The organism is Reichenbachiella sp. (genome assembly GCF_039944555.1).
Lineage (GTDB): Bacteria > Bacteroidota > Bacteroidia > Cytophagales > Cyclobacteriaceae > Reichenbachiella.
In genome coordinates this window covers 55108-77668 of sequence record NZ_JBDUYN010000012.1, presented here as the reverse complement: position 1 = coordinate 77668, position 22561 = coordinate 55108, and the positions used below count along the sequence as shown (strand labels likewise).

The following is a 22561-nucleotide window of genomic DNA, read 5'->3' as shown; positions in this document are numbered from 1 at the left end:
CAGCGTTATATTGAATGCAGAGAGATGTCTCCATCTGCATTGCAGCCCGGTGGGGGTTTCGGGTGTCACTTCACCGGGCAACGTTATTCCTTCGAATTGAAGGAATTCCTATTGAGACAGCCTCATCAAATAATAAATAATCCCCCTGGCAAGCGGACGGGGGAATTGGCTTATATCTTCGACCCAGAGGGGTTGAGGAATTTAATCCCATGGGCTATCGCCCAGCGATTAAAATTTCAATAGTTTCTCAAGTTTCTCATGCGCCAGACTGGTTTCTGACTCAAGTTTCTGACTCAAAGTTTTCCGAGCAACTTCCATTGCTTTTTTGGTATTGTAAGCCATTCTCACGGTTACCTCTACATTTTTATTTTTCAACGTTCTGTAAATTTCGAAAAGTGGCAAAGAACGACCCAACTCCTGAGCTATGATATTTTTTGATGCTGCTACGGTCTTAGTAACAGACGCCGCTTCTTCCGCATTTAATTGTTGGTTGGAAATGCTATTTTCAATTAGTGCAGCCACCTGTGTAGATATAGATCCGGCGAGTTCAAGTTTTGCCAGCTCGGTAGCTTGAAGCTTAGCGGCGGATTGCGTGTTGGCTACGGAATTTCCGGAAGCGACAATGTATAAAGGAAACCCTTCTTCATCCACTTCATACTGACGCATCCATGCTGTTTCTATTTGTTTCGCCATGGGTAACGCACCAGGAGCTGTAGTATATCCTTGTTTTGAGTATTTTTTAGCTTCTTTTCGAGCTTCTTTTACCGCTTTTTTCTTGATCTCCTTTTTTAGCGGTTTTTTGTTGACTTGAGCCTCTGCCGGCGTGTAAGCCATCATCGAGCAAACCAGTGCCAGCATTACAATTCTAATAGTTTTCATAATCGTCAGTTTAAATTTTTTGGATTGAGCCAAATTCGTATTATGGCTTAGTATACAAATATCAGGTGCGGAAATTACAATGATTGTGCCATAATTTAGCAAAGCGATAAGAGAAAGACAAAAGTGCGTGGCTTTAGTCAGTCCAACATTTTTAAAATCAGATCCCTTCTAGTGATTACTCTTAATCAAACCATTGAGGTTTCAAGACTATCGATACGTATCCTAATCCCTAATACATCCTTGTTAAGAACCGAGCTTGCAGAGTGGAAGTTGTCAAAACTTCCTACTTGTTGACCTTTTCAAAACTGTCATAATCAATATTATTACCCAGGGTTCCCATGAACCGTTTCCACCAGGACTCTCGATCTGTGATGGACACAAAATTTTGAACGTGTAGATCAGCGGTATCAATCTGAGGGTCTGGTAGTGTCATCTGCTCATGAATTAAATCAAAGTCGATGGGAATCAGTTTGACCTTTTTCTTGAGCTTCTTTCGAATGAATTTTTTCATCAGCTTAGACTGAAAAGGATCAGTGGCCAGCGCGATATTTTCAAACCCCAACTTTTTTGCCAGATGATAGGAGTAAAAAACATTTTCTGTGCTGTGCTCAGCGTTAGGTTCTAAGATGATTTTTTCTTCCGGAATGCCAAGTTCAACGGCATACCTTTTCATCACTTCTGCTTCTACATAGGGCGAATAAACGGAACTACCGGAATAAATAATATTTTTGGTGAGTCCGAGTTCAAAAAGGTGTACGGACCAATACACCCGCATTTTCATGACCTGATGCCAGGTCTCCCCTTCAAATGGAATTCCCGGAACGATAATCACGTCCAATGGATCACCGTTTAACACTTCCTGGTATTGGCTTTTAATATTTTTTTTAGTAATTGAGCAGGTAGTTACAATAAACCCAATCAACAGGACGGATAAACCTATCAGTATCTTTTTCCAACTAAAATAGGTTTTCACAGACATTGATTTATAGAATTTCTTTGTAGTAATATTTCTCGCTCATATCAGACCATGCACCAATTTGCTTTTTAAACGAAGAGTAATGCTCAAAGATTATTTTACTTTGTGCATCTGTTTCTACCAATTCTAATATGACCTCTTCAGCAATTTTTTTCAAGGGGTCCAAGACGTCTTTTGAAAAAGGTCGGATATCCACCTGTTCATCTTTCATTTTTTGCAAATAGATCGAATTCTTTTGCTCAAATTCGAGGAGCATCCATTGATTGAGTCTATAGATGGCAGAGTGAAGAATTTCCCGCAAGTCTTTGGGCAACTCGTTGAACTTAGATTTATTCATGATCATCTCCAGCACCGTACCTGGCTCATGCCACCCGGGATAGTAATAGTGCTTAGCCACCCTATGAAACCCCATGAGGTAATCATGATAGGGACCAATCCATTCGGTTGCGTCGATGACACCTCGCTCGAGGTTGGTAAATAATTCACCGCCAGCCACCAGCACCGCGGTACCACCGGCCCGGTTGATGATTTTACTACCCAGACCCGGCATGCGCATTTTCAATCCCTGATAATCTTCGATCGTATTGATTTCTTTGTTGTACCACCCACCGGCTTGCACACCTGTGTTTCCGCCGGGCAATGGGATGAGATTGAAAGGTTCATAAATTTCATCCCACAATTTGTTGGCCCCACCGTTGATGATCCAGGCATTCATCTGCTGAGCATTCATGCCAAATGGAACTGATGAGAAAAACTGAGCGGCCGGGATTTTCCCTGCCCAGTAGTAGCCCGAACCGCTGGCCATTTCTACTGCACCATGACTGACTGCATCGAAGCATTCCAAAGAAGGTATTAACTCTCCCCCACCGTAAACTTCTATTTTTAAACGTCCACCACTCATTTCGTCAACCCATTTGGCCAGCAACTTGCAGCCTTCACCGAGTACTGGAAAATTAGGTGGCCAGGTCGTCACCATCTTCCATTGAAAGTTTTTATTGAAGTTGATATTTGGAGTATCAATGGCAACAGTCTCTGGAGAAGAGCAAGAAGCGATGATTCCAGTAGCTCCGGCAGCAGCTACTGCACCAGCAGACTTAATGAATTTTCGACGGCCGTTTTCAGACATATTTGGTGGTTAAATAAAGTAATCCGAAAATAGAACAATAAAATCAAAACACCTAAGTGCCGTCCGGAGTTGGCACAGAACAGGATTTAATTTCGGACATAATGACTTGATAATGAGCGCTTAACACAAAAAATAGGACATAATGACCGAATTATGAGGGATTATTGAATTGGTTGGAATTTTGATCAGACCCTACCCGATGTCATTTCGACAAAAGAGGAATCTCCGGATATTTGGGCACGCCTTGTATTTGAGAACTGTTTTCTTTGGAATGATTTCAGGGCAAAAAATTTAAAATTATGAATTTCAATACATATACAGTTAAATCACAAGAGGTCATTAACAAAGCCGGGGAGTTGGTTTTGGCCAATGGCCAACAGGCCATAGAGCCAGCGCACATATTCCAGGCGATCCTGGAATCAGATGAAAACGTTATTGGTTTTGTTACTAAAAAACTGGGGATTAATAAAGAGCAATTAGCTGAGAAAATTGAAACTCAGGTGGAGACCTATGCTAAGGTGTCAGGTCAGCAGCCTTATTTGTCTAATGACTCAGCTGCTGCATTGACCAAAGCGGAATCCATTGCCAAAAAACAGGGCGATGAATTTGTGGCTATCGAACACATTATTTTGGGAATCCTTGTAGGAAAAGACAAGACGGCTAGTATTTTGAAAGAAGCAGGGTTCAATCGAAAAGATTTAGAATCTGCTATTAATGAATTAAGAGGAGGAAATAAAGTGAATAGTCAAAACGCAGAATCAAATTATCAGTCTTTGGAACGTTACTCCAAAAATTTGAATCAATTGGCCAAAGATGGTAAGATTGATCCGGTGATTGGGCGCGACGAAGAAATCAGACGAGTTTTACAAATTTTGTCCCGACGGACAAAAAACAACCCGATGCTGATCGGCGAACCCGGTGTGGGTAAGACAGCCATTATTGAAGGTATGGCCCAAAGAATCGTAGATGGTGACGTACCGGAAAACTTAAAAAGCAAAGTGCTCTACTCTTTGGATATGGGTATGCTGGTGGCGGGAGCTAAATACAAAGGGGAATTTGAAGAGCGCTTGAAGGCGGTCATCAAAGAGGTGACTGATTCTGCAGGAGAGATCATCCTATTTATTGATGAGATTCATACGCTGATAGGTGCTGGTGGCGGAGAAGGAGCAATGGATGCGGCTAACCTGCTAAAGCCTGCTTTGGCACGTGGTGAACTCCATGCGATCGGAGCGACTACGTTAAAAGAATACCAAAAATATATTGAGAAGGACAAGGCACTTGAAAGGCGATTCCAAACTGTATTAGTAGATGAACCTAGTGAAGTAGATGCAATTTCGATACTTCGAGGGATTAAAGAAAAGTACGAAGTGCACCATGGTGTTCGGGTAAAGGACGACGCAGTAATTGCTGCGGTAGAACTGTCGAGTAGATATATTTCTGATCGTCAATTGCCGGATAAGGCAATCGATTTGATGGACGAGGCTGCTGCTAAATTGAGAATTGAAATCGATTCTCTTCCAGAAGAGCTAGACGAGTTGCAGCGAAGGATCATGCAATTGGAAATCGAGCGGGAAGCTATCCGAAGAGAGAAAAACAAAAACCGTGAAAAGGTATTGTCGAAGGAAATATCCGAATTGTCAGAAAGACGTGACGAACTAAAAGCGAAATGGGAAAATGAAAAAGCCGTAATTACTGGCATTCAGACCGAAAAGGAGAATATTGAAAATTACAAGACCGAAGCCGAAAAGGCAGAGCGAGAAGGAGATTTTGGTAAAGTGGCTGAATTCAGATACGGCAAAATTCAGGAAAGTGAAAAGAAGCTTGAAGAGTTTAAAATTCAATTGACAGAGATGCAAGGTGAGAGCTCCTTACTAAAAGAAGAGGTGGACTCCGAGGATATTGCCGAGGTGGTAGCTAAATGGACTGGTATACCCGTTCAGAAAATGCTGCAGAGCGATCGAGAGAAATTGCTTCACCTGGAAGATGAGTTGGGCAAGCGGGTGGCAGGACAAGAAGAAGCGATTGAAAGTATTTCTGATGCGGTAAGAAGAAGTCGGGCTGGTTTGCAAGACCCTCATCGACCCATTGGCTCATTTATTTTTCTGGGAACAACAGGCGTTGGTAAGACCGAGTTGGCCAAGGCATTGGCAGATTATCTCTTTAATGACGAGAATGCCATGGTACGAATAGACATGTCTGAATACCAGGAAAGCCATGCCGTAAGCAGATTGATCGGCGCACCTCCAGGATATGTAGGATATGACGAAGGTGGTCAGCTCACTGAGGCCGTGAGACGAAAGCCTTATTCTGTTGTACTACTTGATGAAATAGAAAAAGCACATCCAGATGCTTTCAACGTATTGTTGCAAGTGCTTGATGATGGACGATTGACTGATAACAAAGGTCGTGTGGCCAATTTCAAGAACACGATTATCATCATGACTACTAACATTGGTTCACATTTGATTCAAGAAAATTTTGAAAGACTGGATCTACACAATAGTGAAGAGATTATTGAAAAGACCAAACGTGAGGTTTTTGAATTGATGAAACAATCTGTAAGACCCGAGTTTTTGAACCGGGTGGATGAGACAATCATGTTCAGACCTTTAACCAAGGAAAACATTCGCAAGATTGTCGGCATACAATTCAAGCACATTCAGAAGCGTTTAGCCGAAAATGGGATGAAGCTGGAAGGATCGAATCAGGTACTGGACCGGTTAGGTGAATTGGGATTTGATCCTCAGTTTGGCGCAAGACCGCTGAAGAGAGTGATGCAAAAAGTTATTCTCAATGAGTTATCTAAACAGATTTTATCGGGAGCCATCACCAACGATGCAGTAATCGGAATGACACTCAATGATCAAAATGAAATTGAGTTTATCAATCTGGATGATGTGAAAATCGAGGATTAATTAAAATGGATAGAAATAAATGGTTCCTGTTGGCATTTTAACATTTTTTAATACCGGTTGGTATTTTTTGGCACGGGAATTGAATATAAACATTTGAGTTTAGATTGATTAACAACTGATGGGCTGTCGGCCCACTCGGTTCTCAATCACAGATTGAGATTAGTTGATTGGTTATGTTTTGAGTTTTGTCCCGGGGGTGGTTCCCCGGGATTTTTTTTTGCCTTGAAAGGGTAAACCAATGGCCCAATCAATGATTGATGTACAGGAGAATCCTCCGAGAACCCAAAGGCACCAAAACTTTTTGGAATTTTCTTATCTGGTTGGTAATACGTTCCGCCTAGTAAATCTAAAAAAGGGAAAAGGTCTGCGAAATTTTTGTCCTTACCTTCGATCTGTGCTGAATGATGCCATTTGTGATAGTTTGGCGAGGACAGTATATATCTGAGTGGGAAGCCATAGTCAAAATTTACATTTGTATGAACCCACATGTTGTTAATAGTGCTAGAAATGAGAACCCATCTTAAAGCCTCCGAATCGAAACCGATTAGAAAAAGTAATAGAATAGAGAATACTCTGGCTACTATAAAGTCTACCGGGTGCACTCTAAAGTGCGTACTCGATCTGAGCTCAATCGCCGAATGATGAAATAAATGAAATGGCCAGAATATTTTTAAATGCATCATTCTGTGTCCAATGTATTGGACAAGGTCGAATAGAATTAAACCGAAAATCACCTGAATATAAATAGGCCAATTCAGATTTACCGTCAAATTAGGAAATAGACTACCTAGCCCTAAGAAGATTTGGAGTTTCAAAAGAGAAGCCAAGGGCCACAAAACGATTGCAACCATCAGGCCGCTTAAAAGTTCATGATATTGATGTTTTGAAAAAAGAGGTTGTTTTTTATTCGGATATGCGAATTCCATAAGGGTGAATAACACCCATGCTGCAAAATATGATTGAAAGAACAAGTAGAGCTGTTCCCAGACCCTGCTAATCAAATTTTGAAAATCCACTCAATCGGATTTTATGATTTCTTTGTATCGATTAATTTCTTAACTCCGAAAGCAGCTGCCAAGGCCAGCAAAACTGAGACCCCACCATCGATTGGTGTCGCTGGACCTATTTGAGCATAAATTGGAAAGGCCAACACAAAGAAGAAAACCGAAAACACAATTTTGTTTTTCATACTTGAAATCCTTTTGAAAAAGGAAAATACTATTCGCTCTGATTTTTTTTCGAATCGATGATTTTTTTTATACCAAAGGCAGCGCCAATCGCCAGCAAGATAGAAAGCCCACCATCAATAGGAGTAGTAGGAGAAGAGGCATAAGCCATAGGTGATAGAGTAATAAGACACCCGATAAGAATCAATTTATTTTTCATGGTCAATAAACATATGTTATTCTCAATTTAGTTAAATTCAAACCAAACTCCAATTTAAGCTAAAATCATTAAAGGTATGTCATTGATTGCTAACAAGTTAGCCATATCATTCATCATGAAAGCAGTAGTGATTTTCTTTATCTGGATGATATTGTATTATGGCTATATCCTACCTAATGGTTACTTCAATCCAATATTGACAAAGGCGCTTCTTGGAAGTACCGTGGGCGTGCTTAAGGCAATTGGCTATGACTCCTATAATGTCCAAAATGTGATCTATGTAGATGGAAAATCATCGGTCTTGGTCGCAGATGTTTGTAACGGTCTTGAATTGATGGTTCTATATGTAGCCTTCTTTATTTGTTTTCCTGGTCCGATAAAGCATAAGCTTATATTTATTCCTGTTGGCTTGATTGTTTTGTTTTTGATAAACGTCGTTCGTGAAGTTCTACTGGTATTGAATTACAACTACTTTCAAAAGACGTTCGAATTCAATCACAAATACACCTATGTGTTTTTTGTTTACGCTGCAGTATTTCTTATCTGGAGATATTGGTTAAACAACTATTCCATAATTGGTAAACAAATTAGTTCAAAAGGATGAAAATTTCTCAAAGAACGCTCTCTATGGCTGTTTTGGTTGCTATTCTGTGCTATGGGGTTTTGAGAATTTGGGTGCTACAATTTTATGCTGATTTCTTATCTAATTTATTGGAGGCCTTTAGTGTAGATATCAATGATTTTCGACATTTGTTTCAATCAGATGTGAACGCGTGGAAACCATATCAGTATGGTTGGGTCATATACTATCCAACATATTTCCTGTTGCATGTGCTTTTCATATTTTTTTTATTCAAAAAACAGAAAAAGGTTAGAAATTCCTTAATCATTGGTTTGACTCTACTTATTTTTATTCTGTTGGCATCAATCCTTCTGGGAAGGTTTTTAGATTTATTCTGGTTGTCCAATATGTCGTGGGTTTTGTTTAGAAAACTATTTGGCCTCCCATTCATATTGTTAGCTATTGAAGGAGGAAGAATTTTATACTCTGATTTGACAAAACGTCTGGCCGAAAAATAATTTTAACCATTTCTTATGCCCCAAATAGAACTCATAGATCTCCATTTTCAGAAGCTTGAACATGCCATAGCCTCTTATTTGCTTCCAACCTCCGACGGACCTATTTTGATTGAGACCGGCCCTCACTCCACTTTTCCACAGCTCAAAGCCGGAGTTGAGAATTTGGGCTATAAACTGGAAGACATCAAGCATGTGTTTTTAACTCACATACATTTGGATCATGCTGGAGCTGCCTGGGCTTTGGCAGAAGCAGGAGCGCATATTTACTTGCATCCTTTTGGGGCAAAAAACATGGAAGACCCGTCGCGTCTGATGGAATCCGCTAAGCGCATCTATCAGGATCGAATGGAAGAACTTTGGGGTGAAATGAAACCGATCCCAGCCAATCAATTGATACAAGTGGAAGATCAGCAGGTATTCAAAATTGGAGAACTTGCAATCAAAAGTTTGCATACGCCGGGACATGCCAAGCATCACATCGCCTGGCAGATAGAGGATATTATTTTCACAGGCGATGTAGCAGGAGTTAAAATAGATCAGGGACCTGTGGTACCTCCTTGTCCACCACCGGATATCAACCTTGAACAATGGAAAGATTCGATTGCGATTTTGCGCAAAGCGAAACCCTCGGCTCTGTATCTTACCCATTACAATAAAATTGAGTCTATTGACGATCACTTGAATGACTTGGACGACATATTAGAGGCCTGGGCAAACTGGATAAAAGAACATATGGCTAAGGGACTTACTAATAAGGAAATGGTTCCATTATTTATGAAGTATACAGCGGAACAGTTGCGCAAGGCCGGTCTAGATGAGCCCGCTATACAATTGTATGAAGCGGCTAATCCGTCCTGGATGAGCGTAGCCGGGCTGGTTCGCTATTGGACAAAAAAAGAAGCACAGTGATTTAAAAAAACTTTCTAGCAATGACTAATCTAAAAAACTTGGTTTTTCTTGATATCGAAACCGTATCAGGTCAACCCAATTTCGAATCGCTTGAACCTGGCATGCAAGCATTATGGGAAAAGAAAAGTAATTTTTTAAGGAGAGACGAAGAAATACCTCTGGACAAGTTATACTTTGATCGAGCAGCCATTTACTCAGAGTTCGGAAAGATCATTTGTATATCTGTGGGGATATTGCATTATGATAAAGAAGAACAGCTTAATATTAGAATTAAGTCAATCAAATCTGACAATGAGAGTGAATTGCTTAATGAGTTCGTAACACTACTTCACGAAAAAATGGATGAAAACAGCATTCAACTCTGTGGGCACAATGCCAAGGAGTTTGATTTTCCGTACATATGCCGACGAATGATTATCAACGGAATAGCACTGCCCCCCTACCTCCAAATAGCAGGAAAAAAACCCTGGGAAATTAAACATCTTGATACCATGGAAATGTGGAAGTTTGGTGATTACAAGAGCTATACCTCTTTGGCTCTACTCACTGAAGTATTTGAGATTCCCTCGCCTAAAGATGATATAGACGGCAGCGATGTCAACCGTGTATACTATCATGAAGAGGGTTTGGAGCGAATAGCCGAGTATTGCAATAGAGACGTATTGGCCACAGCACAGGTTTATTTAAAAATTCAAGGGCTGGAATTGATAACAGAAGATCATGTCATTTTTGTCAATTAGAAATGATTTCGTCTCTGCGGAATTTATTTTTGGCATATTGTGGATTCTGGTGAGGTTACGTTGGTAAACATGCTGTCTTCAGGTGGTAGTGCTTTCAGGTGTGGAGGCGATGCACCGCTCGATCGAGTACTCTCATGCGCACAAAATTGATGACCCAGACCGTTAGGCCTGGGTTTTTTTGTTCATTTGAATTTAGTTATTTCAGAACAACGGCCTAACTATTAAAATGTCTCGACAAATTCCGTTATTTTAAAGGTTGTGAAAAAGTAAACCAGCGTTTCTGTTATAGTTTAAGACATTCTTTACTTGGCACTCGCATTGATCTAAGCTTAATGGAAATAAAACCGAAACAAGGATTTGAAGGGCTAAAGGAGAATTGGCAGAGTGATTTGATTGCTGCTATCAGTGTCGCCTTAGTCGCCTTGCCGCTGGCTTTAGGCATAGCCCTGGCCTCCGGTGTGCCACCCGTGGCTGGATTGCTCTCCGCTATCATTGGAGGCGTGGTTACTACTTTTTTTAGAGGAAGCCATGTGGGGATCAATGGCCCTGCCGCTGCTTTGATTGTGGTGATGCTTGGCTCCATAAAGTTGTTGGACGATGGCAGCGGACAAGCCCTTAACTATGTATTTGCTGCTGTTGTGATTTCCGGTGCAATACAGACCGTCATGGGTGTGCTCAAGCTAGGGCGCTTCGCGGATATTTTCCACCCCTCCGTGATTCGAGGAATATTGGCCGCTATTGGGATCATCATAATCGCCAAACAGATCCACGTAGCCTTAGGTACCCAACTCACATCCGATGGCATTATCCAATCTTTGATAGATGCCTTCAAGCATCTGGAGCAAGCTAACCCCTTTGTTGCAGTCATAGCGGTATTAGGAATATTACTTTTAATGTACCATTCCAGGATCAGTTACAAATTTTTTCACCTACTACCAACACCTATGTGGGTACTGGTTTGTTCCATTCCTTTTGTGTATGCCTTCAACTTTTTTGAAGATCACTCGATTACATTTTTTGGTAATGAATATGCGCTTGGGCCTCATTTGTTGATCAGTGTTCCCGACAATTTGCTGGAAGCGATTGCCTTCCCCAATTTTAGTAAGATGGGCACCTTACCTTTCTGGACATCGGTGACCTCCATCACGCTGGTGGCAAGTATAGCCTCGTTGGCAAGCAGTAAGGCCGTGGATAAGTTGGACCCATACAAAAGAAAAACAAATTTGAATAAAGACCTTGTAGGCATAGGCGTAAGCACGATGGCCTGTGGATTGTTGGGCGGACTACCGATCACCACGGTCATTATTCGGAGTACCGTCAATGTACACAACAATGCCAAGACGAAATGGTCCAACTTATATCATGGCATTATTCTATTGGCTATTGTGCTCATTTTTGGTCCATTGATTCAATTGATACCTTTGAGCGCTTTAGCCACTATCTTGGTCTTTACCGGGTTTAAACTCGCATCGCCAAAAGTATTCAGCCAAGTGTATGAAAATGGAATTGAGCAGCTGATATATTTTACCGGAACCCTGCTAATCACCTTATTCACGGATATTTTAGTTGGGTTATTCGGAGGCTTATTGTTGGCTTGGGGCACGCACTTCTTATTGGTGAAAATGCCATTGACCTCATTCATAAAGATGAATTTTGATTCAAAATCTAACCTGGTTACAAAAAGTGATGGCTCGTATGTCTTGAAAGTTCGAGGAATTGCCAACTTTTTTACGATGGTTTCTATAGATAAACTCATAGCCAAAATCAAACCAGCTACGTCGGTGAAAATAGATTTTTCCAATACCAAGCTGGTAGACTATGCCATTCTGGAGAATGTTTATGATTTTCAGCGTACCCATACCTACACCGGAGGAGAAGTAACCATATCTGGATTGGATCGACACATTTCCTCGTCTACTAACAAATCGGCTCTAAAAATATTTACCAAGGCACCGAACCCACTCACCGGGCGACAAGTAAAACTGATGGAACTGGCGAAGTCGAATCAGCTTATCTTCGAGGGTAGTCACAACGATGACATTGGCTATTTTGAAACCTTCTATTATTTCAAAACACGTCCGGTCGAATACAAGTTTAATAGGATGTATACGCCAAAGGAAAATGTCTATTGGGAAATCGCTGATGTTACCTTTGAAGAGGGTGCCTATATGTCTTCTGAGGAGTTTGAAACAACATTAGGTTTGATCAAATTTCCTTTCAAAATCCCCAAATTTACCATTGAAAAGGTAAGCGTTTTTGGAAAGTACCTGGATATTTACGGGCATCGTGACATTGACTATCAATTGTACCATGAATTTTCTAATAAGTTTTTAGTGAAAGTGGAGGACGAGATTGAAATGGATCGATTCCTAAATATTGGTCTTAAAAAACTGATTGAAAATGGTAATATTAACCATATTGAAAGCAACGGAGAGGCGATTCTAATTTTTAGCGACCATCTTCGTTTGGCTCCAATGAGCGAATATTATAAAATGATTGACTTCATCGGAGAACTAAAGGCAACCGTTAAATAATTTGCGATATGGTATTTTTAGTATAGTTAGGTTCATGAAACCGCATTTTCCATGATTTAGCAGCTTCAGTGCTGATCGGCGAGGCGGATTGATTTCAACCGGGAACCCCTGATCACTAAAGAACAAATGATAAGCAGATGAAAAAACCACTTGACAGGTTTTCTATCCAGGCCGAAACCTACAAAAACCATCGACCTCATTATCCTCCCGATCTGTATGATGAAATCTTGCAGCACGTGAACCACAGACAAAAATGCTGGGACTGTGGTACAGGCAATGGACAAGTAGCCGCCGAGCTATCCAAACACTTCGAGCAGGTAGAAGCGACAGATATTAGCGAGAACCAAATGAAACAGGCTCCTCAAGGTGACAATATTAATTATTCACTACAAAGAGCTGAAAACACAAGTTTTGGTGAAAACCAGTTTGATTTGATCACAGTTGCGCAGGCCGTTCATTGGTTTGATTTTGACGCGTTCAACCAAGAAGTCAGAAGAGTCGGAAAAAACGGTGGAATTATAAGTATTTGGGGCTATGCGTTGCTCAAAGTAAATGATCAAATTGACGAATTGATCAATGAATTTGACTCAGACATTGTTGGCCCCTATTGGGATGTCGAGCGAAGACATATAGATTCCTGCTACGGCACAATCCCATTTAGTTTTGAACCTATTGTTAGCAAAAAATCATTTACCATAGAATCACACTGGAATATCGAACATCTAAGAGGTTATTTCAATTCATGGTCATGTGTTCAAAATTACATTGAGCAAAATGAAGGTGAGAGTCCGGTACCAGCTCTAATGGAAAGACTGAAAAGTGTGTGGCCTGACCATGAAACAAAAATAATCACCTTTCCAATATTTATGAAAATGGGGAGAATTGAGAAATAGTTGTGCTTTATAGGCACACATATTTAGTATTACTTTGTAGGAGTTAAGAATTGATTGATCAAAAGCGTGTCCGTTTTGACTCGGTTTAATTTCAATTCGCTCTGACGAAAAGAGTTCTTTTGTTGTTTTAATTTTTTTATGCTTCTTATTAGTCCTTTGGATGGGTTAGAAGAAAAGAGAGTTATGCCCTGAGGCTCTTTCATGTAATTTTTGAAATTGTCTAAACTGTTCATTTCAGGTACATAACCTTTCTTATATAATACGGTTGAAAAGGCTATATTATTTATCGCATTCACTTCTTCAACAGAATATTTCACCTCACGTTCGACAATTTCTCGCTTCAAGTCCTCCTCTGCTAAATAGTCGCGAATAATAATTTCTTGCATAAGGTTTTCCTTTGGTGATAAAAGGATAATCAGAGCCTGTTTACCTGAATCTGTGATCCGAACAGCATATCGGTCGAAATTTATATGTGAAAAAGTGATTGTATCACCCACTTGAAACGTAATGGAAAACAAACCGGACTGGTCCGAGACGACTTGCTCGCTTGACCCTATGACGTGGACAAAGCCAATTGGCGAATGACTTTGTTTGTCCTGTATTTGACCATATAATTTAAAGCCTGAATCTTGGGCAGTGGAATGAGTCCACTGAACAACGGCAGCGAATATGAGCAATAGTTTTTTGAGCATTTAGATGATCGGTTTTAATCATAAATGCCAAAATCACTACATCAGATGTATTTATGGAATAATGGAGGGTTTCAGTGAGTGCATCTCCAGGCCTTATCTACAGCTTTGAGCAACGTTGGGTAGACAATAAAATGTCTAAACGGTTTAATGATCAGCATATAAAGTTGCCCAAAATAGCCGTTAGGTTTGACATAAATAGTCATTTGCGCACTATAGTTATTTTCACTTTTCACCTTTCCGAAATGAACAGCCGCCTGTACAGTTTTGTTCTCTATTTCTAATAGCGATTCGGTGGGGAGCTGATAGACCAGATTAAAATGATCAAAACCACCTTTTGGTAAATTTTCTGGCGCAATTTTTTCCAGCTTCGCATAGCGGTTTTTGATTAAGCCAGGCTTCACCGTTTCTCTTGGAAGCGCTTCTTCTTCCCAATGAAAAACCCTACCCAACCAATTTCTTAGTTTGAAAAGCTGACCTGCTAAGCCTGTTTTCCCGATTTGTCCAATGGCTAACACAAAAGTGCTTAGTACATCATCGATGCTATCACTTTCTTTTATACTGATAGGCAGCTGCCAAGCATCCTCTATTCTAAAATCGTTGAGTAATTGATGTACTTTCCAGGGTTGGGTTGAGTGGGAGGATATAGAAATTCTCATGGTCGATTGTTTACTTATGTATCAACGACCATGAGATATCTAAGATTCGAAACAAACGCCTTATTTTTTAGAACTCGACCATATGTTGTCGAGTTGCTCCACGGCTTTGTCAATGGTTTCAATGTCAGCCATTACGAGCATAAGCTTGTCTTTTATCTCCTTTAGCTGATAGGTTTTAGGGTGTTGTTGTACGTAGCTAATGATATGGCCAAAAGCTTCAGATTGGTAGTACGCGTCATTGTCCTTAGGCGGAAAATAACACCGCATCCGACCATTTTTCAGCATTAGCTTTTCAAATCCAAGGTCGATGGATAGCCAGCGAAGTTTTACAGTTTTGAATAGATCAATGACCGACTCTGGTATTTTCCCAAAGCGGTCCAGCACAGATTGTTCAAAGATGTTGAGTTCAGCCTCTGACTTAATGTTGTCTATTTGGGTGTAAATGCTTAGTCTCTCAGTAATATTCTTCACATAATCTTCCGGTATCAGAATCTCCAAGTCTGTTTCGATGATGCAATCCGAAACCAAAGCTTTCGTATCAACGGCCTGATCTTCGAACAGATCTTTGAACTCATTTTCTTTTAGATCGTTGACTGCTTCGTCCAGAATTTTATGGTACATGTCAAATCCAATATCTGAAATAAAGCCACTTTGCTCTCCACCCAGGAGATTGCCTGCACCACGAATATCCAGATCCCTCATCGCCACTTTGAACCCATCGCCCAAATCAGAAAACTCTTCTAGGGCACTCAACCTTTTTCTGGAATCGGAAGACAAATGAGAAGTGGGCGGGGTAATTAAATAGCAGAAAGCTTTTTTGTTGGATCGGCCCACCCTACCACGCATCTGGTGCAGGTCAGATAAGCCAAAATTTTGGGCGTTGTTTATGATTATGGTATTGGCATTAGGAATGTCCAATCCACTTTCAATGATATTGGTTGAAACCAAAACGTCGTATTCGCCCTCGATGAATTTTAGCATGGTTTTTTCCAACTTGGGACCATCCATTTGGCCGTGTGCCACCCCTACACGCGCATCGGGAACCAGCTTGTGGATGATATTGGCAATGCTTTCGATATCACTGACTCTATTGTGTACGAAGAACACTTGTCCCCCCCTTCGTATTTCGTAGCTGATGGCGTCTCGGGTCATTGTTTCACTAAAAGCATGAATTTCTGTGGTGACCGGCTGACGATTGGGAGGAGGCGTGGAAATCACACTAAGGTCTCGTGCTCCCATAAGCGAAAAATGCAAAGTTCTTGGAATAGGAGTGGCCGTTAGTGTGAGCGCGTCCACGTTGACCTTCAATTCTTTAAGCTTGTCTTTGATTTTTACCCCAAACTTTTGCTCTTCGTCTATTATCAATAATCCCAGGTCTTTGAAGTCAACATCTTTGTTGACTATACGGTGTGTGCCAATCAGAATATCCACTTTGCCTTCTTTAACTCTACCCAAAATATCTTTGATTTCCTTTGTCGAGCGAAAACGATTGATATATTCTACGGTAACCGGAAAATTGGCCAAACGTTCCTTGAAGGTGTGGTAGTGCTGCATGGCCAATATGGTAGTAGGAACCAACACGGCAGCTTGTTTGCCATGTACTGCTGCTTTGAACGCAGCACGAATGGCCACTTCAGTTTTCCCGAAACCAACGTCACCACAAACGAGTCTATCCATGGGGTGAGGCTTTTGCATATCAATTTTCACATCCTCTGAAGCCTTACCCTGATCTGGTGTGTCTTCATAGATGAAGGAAGTTTCCAATTCCGCTTGCAGGTAGCTGTCTTCGCCAAAACGGAATCCTGGTGCAGCTTTCCTCTTTGCATACAATGCGATAAGCTCCTTTGCAATGTCCTTGACCTTGCGACTGACTTTTTTCTTCTTGTTTTCCCACTCGGGTGAACCCAACTTACTCACCTGTGGAGGGCCAGCTTCCTTGCCGCTATATTTTGAGATTTTGTGGAGTGAATGTATGCTAATGTATAGCAAATCATCATCGCGATACACTAATCGAACGGCCTCTTGTTTGTTGCCATTTACATCTACCATATCCAAGCCCGCGAATCTACCTATACCGTGGTCGATGTGAACTACATAGTCGCCCGGATTGAGCGTGCGTAATTCTTTTAAGGTGAGTGCTTTAGATTTTGAATGCTTTTTGCGCACCTTGTATCTGTGAAATCTTTCGAACAGCTGATGATCAGTAAAACAAGATAATTGCGTCTGGTTATCTATAAAACCTTCCCTAAGCCCCAAGATCAATGGGTCAAATTTTATAAATGGATTAATTTCTTCAAAAATAGAAGTCAACTGACCAATCGGCTTCTCTGATTCGGAGGATATCAATGTCGCATATTGCTTTTCCTGAAAAGATTCCAGGCTTTCAGCAATTAAATCAAAGTTCTTATTGAACGATGGCTGTGGATTTGTGTCGAAGGTATAAGCTTCGGTCTTATCGAGATAAAACCGATTTCCGAATTCGATCTTTACATAGTCATGAATGGCTTCCTGAAAAGAATCGCTGGTTTCGAACAACTCTTCGGGGTTCATGGCCAGACTGGCACCACCGCTAGCCTCCAAAATCGTGTCAAAGCTCTCCTTTGCTTTAGCAAATGACTTTTCCAACACGTCCATCGTGTTTTGATAGTCTTTTACCCAAATTTTCGAATTATTCGGGACGTAATCCAAAAAGGACTGCCGCGTTTCTTCAAGCAGTTTGGTTTGGATATTGGGTATAATATTGATGGTTTTCAGATTGTCTTTTGACAACTGACTTTCCGGATCAAATGTACGAATGCTATCAATTTCATCTCCGAAGAGTTCTATCCTGTAGGGCAATTCACCGGCATAGGAATAGATATCTACAATACCCCCTCTCACGGCGAACTGGCCGGGCTCATAAACAAAATCGTCCTGAACAAACCCATATGCCAAAAGGATGTCTCTCAAAAAATCACTGTCTACCTGCTCGCCTACTTTGGCGGTGAAGGTATTCTGAACCAGTGACTTTTTATTGATGACTTTTTCAGTCAGTGCTTCGGGATAGGTGACTATAAGCTCGCCTGACGATGACTTATTATTGATTCGGTTGAGAATCTCTGCGCGCATGAGAATGTTTGCATTTTCGGTTTCCTCAAATTCATAAGCGCGTTTGTAAGACGATGGAAAGAGCAGAACTTCTTTGTCGCCCAATAAATTTTGCAGGTCATTGTAGAAGTAGGCTGCCTCTTCTTTTTCGTGCAGGATGAAAATATGATTCTGATGATTGAGCTGATAGGCAGCAGCGGCCACGATGGCATCGAGACTCCCAACCAGACCCTTCAGTTGAATTACGCTATGCTGGTTGGGTTTGGTAGATTCAGCAAGCGCCTGAATATTCGCCTGGGATTTGTATAAGGATAGTAGCTCTCTTTGATTCACACTTTGAAAATAAGGCACAAAAGTAAATCAAAACCACGGGCAGGAAGAATAAAAAGAGCGTGCAAAAGAAATAAATATACCCTTTGTGAACTTTTTTATACCCAAATACATTTACATAAGCAGAGTATAAATCTATTCATGATCGCGCACTCGCGATTCATTGTTTAAGGTTAGGTTGGTGATTATGGCACGTCTCTCTTCGGGGCGTGCTATTTTTTTGTGTTTTTTTGAATTTTTTAAGACTTTAAAAGAGATCAATGGTGTGCTTGTTCTACTACCGTTGGTTGGATAAGAGCACCTTTTTTGTAAATTGAAAGCTAAATAACGAGTATCGTCGAGGCAATTCTCGTTATTCACTAGTTGGCTTTAATGGAGCAGAATTATGAAAAAATCAGAATCAGGTTCACCAATTCATAGATATAAATAAGGAGATGCAAATTCATTTGAAGGAGCGTCAGGAGATCACATTCTATTAATATCGATCAAAACACAATGAGTAAAATGACGTCCTTCCGTATTTACTACGACCCTCTTGAAGCTGAAGAGTTAATAGAAATTTTACAAAAACATCATATTCCTTTCGAGCGTAGCTTCGAAAAATCGGAGAATCTTGATAACTACATTGGTAGTCATCCGTTTGACACAAAAATTATGATCAAGATAAATGAAGGTGATTTTAACAAAGCTGAAGACATACTAAAGGAAGAATCCGATTAAATTCACCAACTAAGTTGAAAACATAGCTCAAATGAAAAAAGCACTCGCACTACTCTGTTTAACCATATTTACATATGGTACCGCCCTTTCCTGGGGAAAGACGGGTCATCGTGTCATTGGCCAAATCGCCTATAATCACCTGACAGCCAAAGCCAAGAAAAACATCCAGGCCGTTCTGGGCACTGAACATTTAGGTATGATTGGCAACTACATGGATTTTATCCGGGCCGATAGTACAAATGACTACATGACGCCATGGCATTATTGTACCATTCCTGATGGTATGACCTACGAGGAGGCGGGAATACCAGAAGAGAGCGACGCTGTTCAATCCATTAATCGAATAATGGAGGAATTGAAATCCAAAAGATTCACTTATGACGCTGAAATCGAAAACCTGAAATATTTGATCCATTTGGTTGCTGATATTCATCAGCCCTTGCACGTAGGAAACGGGGAAGATATGGGAGGAAATGATGTCAAAGTGAATTTCATGTGGCAGAACTCAAATTTGCACCGAGTTTGGGACAGTGGAATGATTGATCATCAACAACTGAGCTATACCGAATATGTAGCTTGGATAGACCACGCATCTGACGCTGACATAAAACAGTGGCAAAGTGAAGGCCTGATGGTTTGGATAGATGAAGCGCTAAGCTATAGAAAGTCAGTGTACAATATTCCTGAAAATGGAAAACTAAGATATGATTACAACTATGCTCACCTCGCTACATTAAACGAACGCCTGCTTAAAGCAGGAATCCGTTTGGCGGGTATTCTCAATGAGATTTATGGTTAGTTATTCGAAAGGCAAATTGTTCAACTGAACATTGCCTCCGGTCAGAATAACCCCTGTTTTTTTGCCGGCGAACTGCTCCTTATTGTTAAGCAACGCTGCAACTGCAACTGCGCTAGATGGCTCTATTATGATTTTCATACGTTCCCATATCAGGCGCATGGCATCAACAATTTCTTGCTCTTCTACCCGATAGACATCTTGTACGTGTTGCTTTATGATTTCAAAATTGAGCGCACCCACAGAGACCAACAGACCATCTGCGATAGATTCCGGATTCGTGACACCGGTTAGTTTTCCTGACTTAAAAGATCGATAAGTATCATCTACAGCTGACGGTTCGGCAAGTATCATTTTGGTAGCGGGGCTGATGTAGCTTAATGCCAAGGCCGATCCGGCTGCAAGACCTCCTCCTCCCACAGGTGAAATCATATAATCAAGGTCAGGATGCTCTTCAATAAATTCCTTGGCCGCAGTGGCCTGCCCTGCTATGATCCTGGGATCATGAAAAGGATGAACCTGTATGGCGTTTGTTTTGTCCATAATTTTGGCACAAGCTGCTACTCTTGCCTCTTCAGTGGGTTCGCAGAAGGTGATTTCGGCACCATACTCTTTAACCGCGTCTTTTTTAACCTGCGGTGCATTTTCAGGCATCACAATATAGGCCTTGGCGCCGGCAACCTTTGACGCTAATGCCACGGCCTGAGCATGGTTTCCAGATGAATGAGTTACAAATCCGTTGACCCTTTCTTCAGGTCGATAGGACATGATGATATTTGAAGCACCCCTCATTTTGAATGCACCGACTTTTTGAAAGTTTTCGCACTTAAAAAAAACCTCTCCTCCTATTCTATCATTGATAGTCTGAGAGGTCATGATTGGTGTTCGTACGATATATTTTGTGATTCGGGTATGTGCCCGCTTGATGTCGCTAAGACTTGGTATTTCCATAGTTATTTATATAAAATCGGTTTAGCAAATAGACTAAAACCTTGGACTTTGCTTCTTGAACAAATGAGGATGTTGAAAATCTCATAAATTCTATATAAACACGCCCAAAAAATTATGCAAGCTTCAAAGTTAATTCGAAATTAATTCTAATACGCGATTGGGATAGTCTGAAATAATCCCATCCACTCCCCATTCCAGCATTTTTTTAATGTCTTGCTTCTCATTGACTGTCCAGGGTATGACTTTCATACCTTGGTCTTGGAGCCAGGTGACTTTTTCCTTATCAAGGAGGAGGTAGTCACAGCTGTATACTTCCGGAGTGAACCCTAGTGTATCAAGGTTTTCTTGAATGGATTTGGTGTTTTCTACCAAAGCTGCCAATTTGATCTCGGGATACTTGTTGTTGAAATATTGCAGTATTCTAAAATCAAAGGATTGCACATTGAGTTTGGTAGTATCCATCTTGGTGGTAATGAAATCATAAACTAGTTGACAATACTCAGCAGGAGTCGGATGATAAATTGAATCTCCCTCCGGCGCACTCTTAACTTCAATATTGTAGTAAACCGGAGACAATTGATTTTCATCTAGATATTTGTTTACGGAATCAACGACTTCACTGAGTAGGGGCTTATGGATTTTGATTTTCCTTTGTTCAGGAAATCGCTCATTAAACTTGGTGCCAACATCATAGGTTTTGATTTGCTCATATGTCATTCGGTAAATATTGTGCTTCAGCTCGTCTGCCTCTGATATTTCTCTTCCGCTTGAATCGGTAGTCAAATGAGCTCCCATGTAGGGTTCGTGACTGACGAGGAGCTCGTCGTCTTTGGTCACGGCAAGATCAAGCTCTAACGTCGTGACGCCAAGTTCAATTGCTTTGATAAATGCCGGAACGGTATTTTCCGGAAGGAGCCCTCTCGCTCCCCTATGGCCCTGAACGTCAAGTCTGGATACATTCATAGAATCAGGTTTTGATTGACAAAAAGTAAGGGCCCATACCAGGCCGATGAGCCAACAGCTAGTTTTAATTCTCATTTTATTCAGGATTTGTATTTTGTTCCTTTACAGCAAGGACAATCAAAATAGCTACAAGCCCTAAACAAGGATAAATTGCTGGTATTATGTTTTGATTAAATATGGCTTCGTAGCCTAATGTTCCCAATACTCCGCCTAAAAACGGGCCAGCTACCGGAATCCAGCTATAGCTCCATCCGGATTTTCCTTTGCCAAAAATGGGCAGTATAAAATGAGCGATTCTCGGCCCCATATCTCTTGCTGGATTTATAGCAAAGCCGGTGGTGCCTCCCATGGCCAAGCCAATCATGCAAATAAGCAGACCAACGACCAGCGGATTGAGTCCTTCGGTAAAATCATTTAAACCAAGAAAAGATAGAGCAAATAGAAGCACAAAGGTACCAGAAACCTCGCTAAACAAATTTGCATATCTGGATGGTATGGCTGGGCTATTACAAAATACTCCGAGTTTGGTAGCTTGATCCTCAGTAGCCTTCCAATGTGGGAGATAATGCAACCAAACAAGAGTGGCTCCCATCATGGCACCTAGAAATTGTGCAAGAATATAACCAGGAACCAGTGACCATTCAAAAGATCCAACCATAGCAAACCCAAGCGTAACGGCCGGGTTAATATGGGCTCCTGAAATATCTCCTACTGCATAAATGGCCAGTGCCACAGCTAGTCCCCAACCCACACAAATAGCTAACCAACCTCCTTCATGGAAGTAATTCTTTTTGAGACTAACTCCAGCGTTTACGCCACCCCCTAGTAGTATGAGTATGGCCGTACCCACGAATTCTGCAAAGTATACGTTCATGTGTTTAACTAATTTATCTTGCAATGATTTTGTTTATCCACCTCGGTAGGCCGA

21 protein-coding genes are annotated in these 22561 nt (G+C 41.0%); 9 read left to right on the top strand and 12 right to left on the bottom strand.

Annotated elements, in window-relative coordinates; translation table 11 throughout:
• Positions 1–228 precede the first annotated feature (228 nt).
• The 3 genes from ABJD64_RS17925 to ABJD64_RS17915 form a co-directional block, all read right to left on the bottom strand.
• Positions 229–879, bottom strand: coding sequence for a hypothetical protein (locus ABJD64_RS17925; protein ID WP_348180883.1), 651 nt, complete (start codon positions 877–879; stop codon positions 229–231).
• Positions 880–1162: 283 nt separating this feature from the next.
• On the bottom strand, positions 1163–1852 hold the full coding sequence (locus ABJD64_RS17920) for a YdcF family protein (RefSeq protein WP_348180884.1): 690 nt from the start codon (positions 1850–1852) through the stop codon (positions 1163–1165).
• 10 nt (positions 1853–1862) lie between these two features.
• On the bottom strand, positions 1863–2981 hold the full coding sequence (locus tag ABJD64_RS17915) for a TRAP transporter substrate-binding protein (RefSeq protein ID WP_348180885.1): 1119 nt from the start codon (positions 2979–2981) through the stop codon (positions 1863–1865).
• A 299-nt stretch (positions 2982–3280) separates the two neighbouring features.
• Between ABJD64_RS17915 and clpB the strand changes: the two genes are divergently transcribed.
• Positions 3281–5896 carry an ATP-dependent chaperone ClpB gene (gene clpB, locus ABJD64_RS17910; protein WP_348180886.1) on the top strand — a complete coding sequence of 872 codons (2616 nt, stop codon included), beginning with the start codon at positions 3281–3283 and terminating at the stop codon, positions 5894–5896.
• Between the two features lie 146 nt (positions 5897–6042).
• On the opposite strand, the gene ABJD64_RS17905 is transcribed toward clpB, so the two are convergent.
• The 3 genes from ABJD64_RS17905 to ABJD64_RS17895 all read right to left on the bottom strand — a co-directional run bounded on the left by ABJD64_RS17905 (position 6043) and on the right by ABJD64_RS17895 (position 7282).
• Positions 6043–6747 carry a sterol desaturase family protein gene (locus tag ABJD64_RS17905; protein ID WP_348208204.1) on the bottom strand — a complete coding sequence of 235 codons (705 nt, stop codon included), beginning with the start codon at positions 6745–6747 and terminating at the stop codon, positions 6043–6045.
• 176 nt (positions 6748–6923) lie between these two features.
• A complete protein-coding gene (locus ABJD64_RS17900; RefSeq protein WP_348180888.1) occupies positions 6924–7085 on the bottom strand; it encodes a hypothetical protein in 162 nt (53 codons plus the stop codon).
• Between the two features lie 29 nt (positions 7086–7114).
• Entirely contained in the window at positions 7115–7282 is a 168-nt protein-coding gene (locus ABJD64_RS17895; RefSeq protein ID WP_348180889.1) for a hypothetical protein, read from the bottom strand.
• A 76-nt stretch (positions 7283–7358) separates the two neighbouring features.
• Between ABJD64_RS17895 and ABJD64_RS17890 the strand changes: the two genes are divergently transcribed.
• The 6 genes from ABJD64_RS17890 (at position 7359) to ABJD64_RS17865 (ending at position 13438) form a co-directional block, all read left to right on the top strand.
• A complete protein-coding gene (locus ABJD64_RS17890) occupies positions 7359–7886 on the top strand; it encodes an archaeosortase/exosortase family protein (RefSeq protein ID WP_348180890.1) in 528 nt (175 codons plus the stop codon).
• Complete coding sequence (locus ABJD64_RS17885; RefSeq protein ID WP_348180891.1) at positions 7883–8362, top strand: hypothetical protein; 480 nt, start codon at positions 7883–7885, stop codon at positions 8360–8362. Before ABJD64_RS17890 ends, ABJD64_RS17885 begins: the two co-directional genes overlap by 4 nt.
• Before the next feature lie 15 nt (positions 8363–8377).
• A complete protein-coding gene (locus ABJD64_RS17880; protein WP_348180892.1) occupies positions 8378–9271 on the top strand; it encodes an MBL fold metallo-hydrolase in 894 nt (297 codons plus the stop codon).
• Between the two features lie 20 nt (positions 9272–9291).
• Complete coding sequence (locus tag ABJD64_RS17875; RefSeq protein ID WP_348180893.1) at positions 9292–10011, top strand: 3'-5' exonuclease; 720 nt, start codon at positions 9292–9294, stop codon at positions 10009–10011.
• A 332-nt stretch (positions 10012–10343) separates the two neighbouring features.
• The gene (locus tag ABJD64_RS17870) at positions 10344–12545 is read left to right on the top strand and encodes a SulP family inorganic anion transporter (RefSeq protein WP_348180894.1); all 2202 of its coding nucleotides are present in this window, start codon (positions 10344–10346) and stop codon (positions 12543–12545) included.
• 137 nt (positions 12546–12682) lie between these two features.
• The gene (locus ABJD64_RS17865; protein ID WP_348180895.1) at positions 12683–13438 is read left to right on the top strand and encodes a class I SAM-dependent methyltransferase; all 756 of its coding nucleotides are present in this window, start codon (positions 12683–12685) and stop codon (positions 13436–13438) included.
• Positions 13439–13467: 29 nt separating this feature from the next.
• Here the strand turns inward: ABJD64_RS17865 and ABJD64_RS17860 are convergent, their stop codons facing one another.
• The 3 genes from ABJD64_RS17860 to mfd form a co-directional block, all read right to left on the bottom strand.
• A complete protein-coding gene (locus ABJD64_RS17860; protein ID WP_348180896.1) occupies positions 13468–14130 on the bottom strand; it encodes a hypothetical protein in 663 nt (220 codons plus the stop codon).
• A 71-nt stretch (positions 14131–14201) separates the two neighbouring features.
• A complete protein-coding gene (locus ABJD64_RS17855; protein ID WP_348180897.1) occupies positions 14202–14786 on the bottom strand; it encodes a DUF2867 domain-containing protein in 585 nt (194 codons plus the stop codon).
• Between the two features lie 60 nt (positions 14787–14846).
• Positions 14847–18206 carry a transcription-repair coupling factor gene (mfd, locus tag ABJD64_RS17850; protein ID WP_348180898.1) on the bottom strand — a complete coding sequence of 1120 codons (3360 nt, stop codon included), beginning with the start codon at positions 18204–18206 and terminating at the stop codon, positions 14847–14849.
• Between the two features lie 492 nt (positions 18207–18698).
• Here mfd and ABJD64_RS17845 point away from each other — a divergent pair, with 492 nt between their 5' ends.
• Both ABJD64_RS17845 and ABJD64_RS17840 read left to right on the top strand, forming a co-directional pair.
• The gene (locus ABJD64_RS17845) at positions 18699–18923 is read left to right on the top strand and encodes a hypothetical protein (RefSeq protein ID WP_348180899.1); all 225 of its coding nucleotides are present in this window, start codon (positions 18699–18701) and stop codon (positions 18921–18923) included.
• A 31-nt stretch (positions 18924–18954) separates the two neighbouring features.
• Complete coding sequence (locus ABJD64_RS17840) at positions 18955–19722, top strand: S1/P1 nuclease (RefSeq protein WP_348180900.1); 768 nt, start codon at positions 18955–18957, stop codon at positions 19720–19722.
• Here ABJD64_RS17840 and ABJD64_RS17835 read toward each other — a convergent pair whose 3' ends face one another.
• From ABJD64_RS17835 to ABJD64_RS17825, 3 genes are all read right to left on the bottom strand, one after another.
• Positions 19723–20670 carry a pyridoxal-phosphate dependent enzyme gene (locus tag ABJD64_RS17835; protein WP_348180901.1) on the bottom strand — a complete coding sequence of 316 codons (948 nt, stop codon included), beginning with the start codon at positions 20668–20670 and terminating at the stop codon, positions 19723–19725.
• 129 nt (positions 20671–20799) lie between these two features.
• Positions 20800–21633 (bottom strand): glycerophosphodiester phosphodiesterase family protein, encoded by an 834-nt coding sequence (locus ABJD64_RS17830; protein ID WP_348180902.1) that lies wholly within the window; start codon positions 21631–21633, stop codon positions 20800–20802.
• Between the two features lie 76 nt (positions 21634–21709).
• Positions 21710–22507 carry an MIP/aquaporin family protein gene (locus ABJD64_RS17825; RefSeq protein ID WP_348180903.1) on the bottom strand — a complete coding sequence of 266 codons (798 nt, stop codon included), beginning with the start codon at positions 22505–22507 and terminating at the stop codon, positions 21710–21712.
• Positions 22508–22561 lie beyond the last annotated feature (54 nt).

Excerpts from the sequence above, each read along its gene's own strand:
- clpB (WP_348180886.1), top strand. The coding sequence starts at position 3,281 with ATGAATTTCAATACATATACAGTTAAATCACAAGAGGTCATTAACAAA.
- ABJD64_RS17890 (WP_348180890.1), top strand. The coding sequence starts at position 7,359 with ATGTCATTGATTGCTAACAAGTTAGCCATATCATTCATCATGAAAGCA.
- ABJD64_RS17825 (WP_348180903.1), bottom strand. The coding sequence starts at position 22,507 with ATGAACGTATACTTTGCAGAATTCGTGGGTACGGCCATACTCATACTA.
- ABJD64_RS17855 (WP_348180897.1), bottom strand. The coding sequence starts at position 14,786 with ATGAGAATTTCTATATCCTCCCACTCAACCCAACCCTGGAAAGTACAT.
- ABJD64_RS17870 (WP_348180894.1), top strand. The coding sequence starts at position 10,344 with ATGGAAATAAAACCGAAACAAGGATTTGAAGGGCTAAAGGAGAATTGG.
- ABJD64_RS17925 (WP_348180883.1), bottom strand. The coding sequence starts at position 879 with ATGAAAACTATTAGAATTGTAATGCTGGCACTGGTTTGCTCGATGATG.
- ABJD64_RS17885 (WP_348180891.1), top strand. The coding sequence starts at position 7,883 with ATGAAAATTTCTCAAAGAACGCTCTCTATGGCTGTTTTGGTTGCTATT.
- ABJD64_RS17835 (WP_348180901.1), bottom strand. The coding sequence starts at position 20,670 with ATGGAAATACCAAGTCTTAGCGACATCAAGCGGGCACATACCCGAATC.
- ABJD64_RS17880 (WP_348180892.1), top strand. The coding sequence starts at position 8,378 with ATGCCCCAAATAGAACTCATAGATCTCCATTTTCAGAAGCTTGAACAT.
- ABJD64_RS17865 (WP_348180895.1), top strand. The coding sequence starts at position 12,683 with ATGAAAAAACCACTTGACAGGTTTTCTATCCAGGCCGAAACCTACAAA.
- ABJD64_RS17845 (WP_348180899.1), top strand. The coding sequence starts at position 18,699 with ATGAGTAAAATGACGTCCTTCCGTATTTACTACGACCCTCTTGAAGCT.
- ABJD64_RS17905 (WP_348208204.1), bottom strand. The coding sequence starts at position 6,747 with ATGGTTGCAATCGTTTTGTGGCCCTTGGCTTCTCTTTTGAAACTCCAA.
- ABJD64_RS17900 (WP_348180888.1), bottom strand. The coding sequence starts at position 7,085 with ATGAAAAACAAAATTGTGTTTTCGGTTTTCTTCTTTGTGTTGGCCTTT.
- ABJD64_RS17875 (WP_348180893.1), top strand. The coding sequence starts at position 9,292 with ATGACTAATCTAAAAAACTTGGTTTTTCTTGATATCGAAACCGTATCA.
- ABJD64_RS17860 (WP_348180896.1), bottom strand. The coding sequence starts at position 14,130 with ATGCTCAAAAAACTATTGCTCATATTCGCTGCCGTTGTTCAGTGGACT.
- ABJD64_RS17895 (WP_348180889.1), bottom strand. The coding sequence starts at position 7,282 with ATGAAAAATAAATTGATTCTTATCGGGTGTCTTATTACTCTATCACCT.
- ABJD64_RS17830 (WP_348180902.1), bottom strand. The coding sequence starts at position 21,633 with ATGAATGTATCCAGACTTGACGTTCAGGGCCATAGGGGAGCGAGAGGG.
- ABJD64_RS17840 (WP_348180900.1), top strand. The coding sequence starts at position 18,955 with ATGAAAAAAGCACTCGCACTACTCTGTTTAACCATATTTACATATGGT.
- ABJD64_RS17915 (WP_348180885.1), bottom strand. The coding sequence starts at position 2,981 with ATGTCTGAAAACGGCCGTCGAAAATTCATTAAGTCTGCTGGTGCAGTA.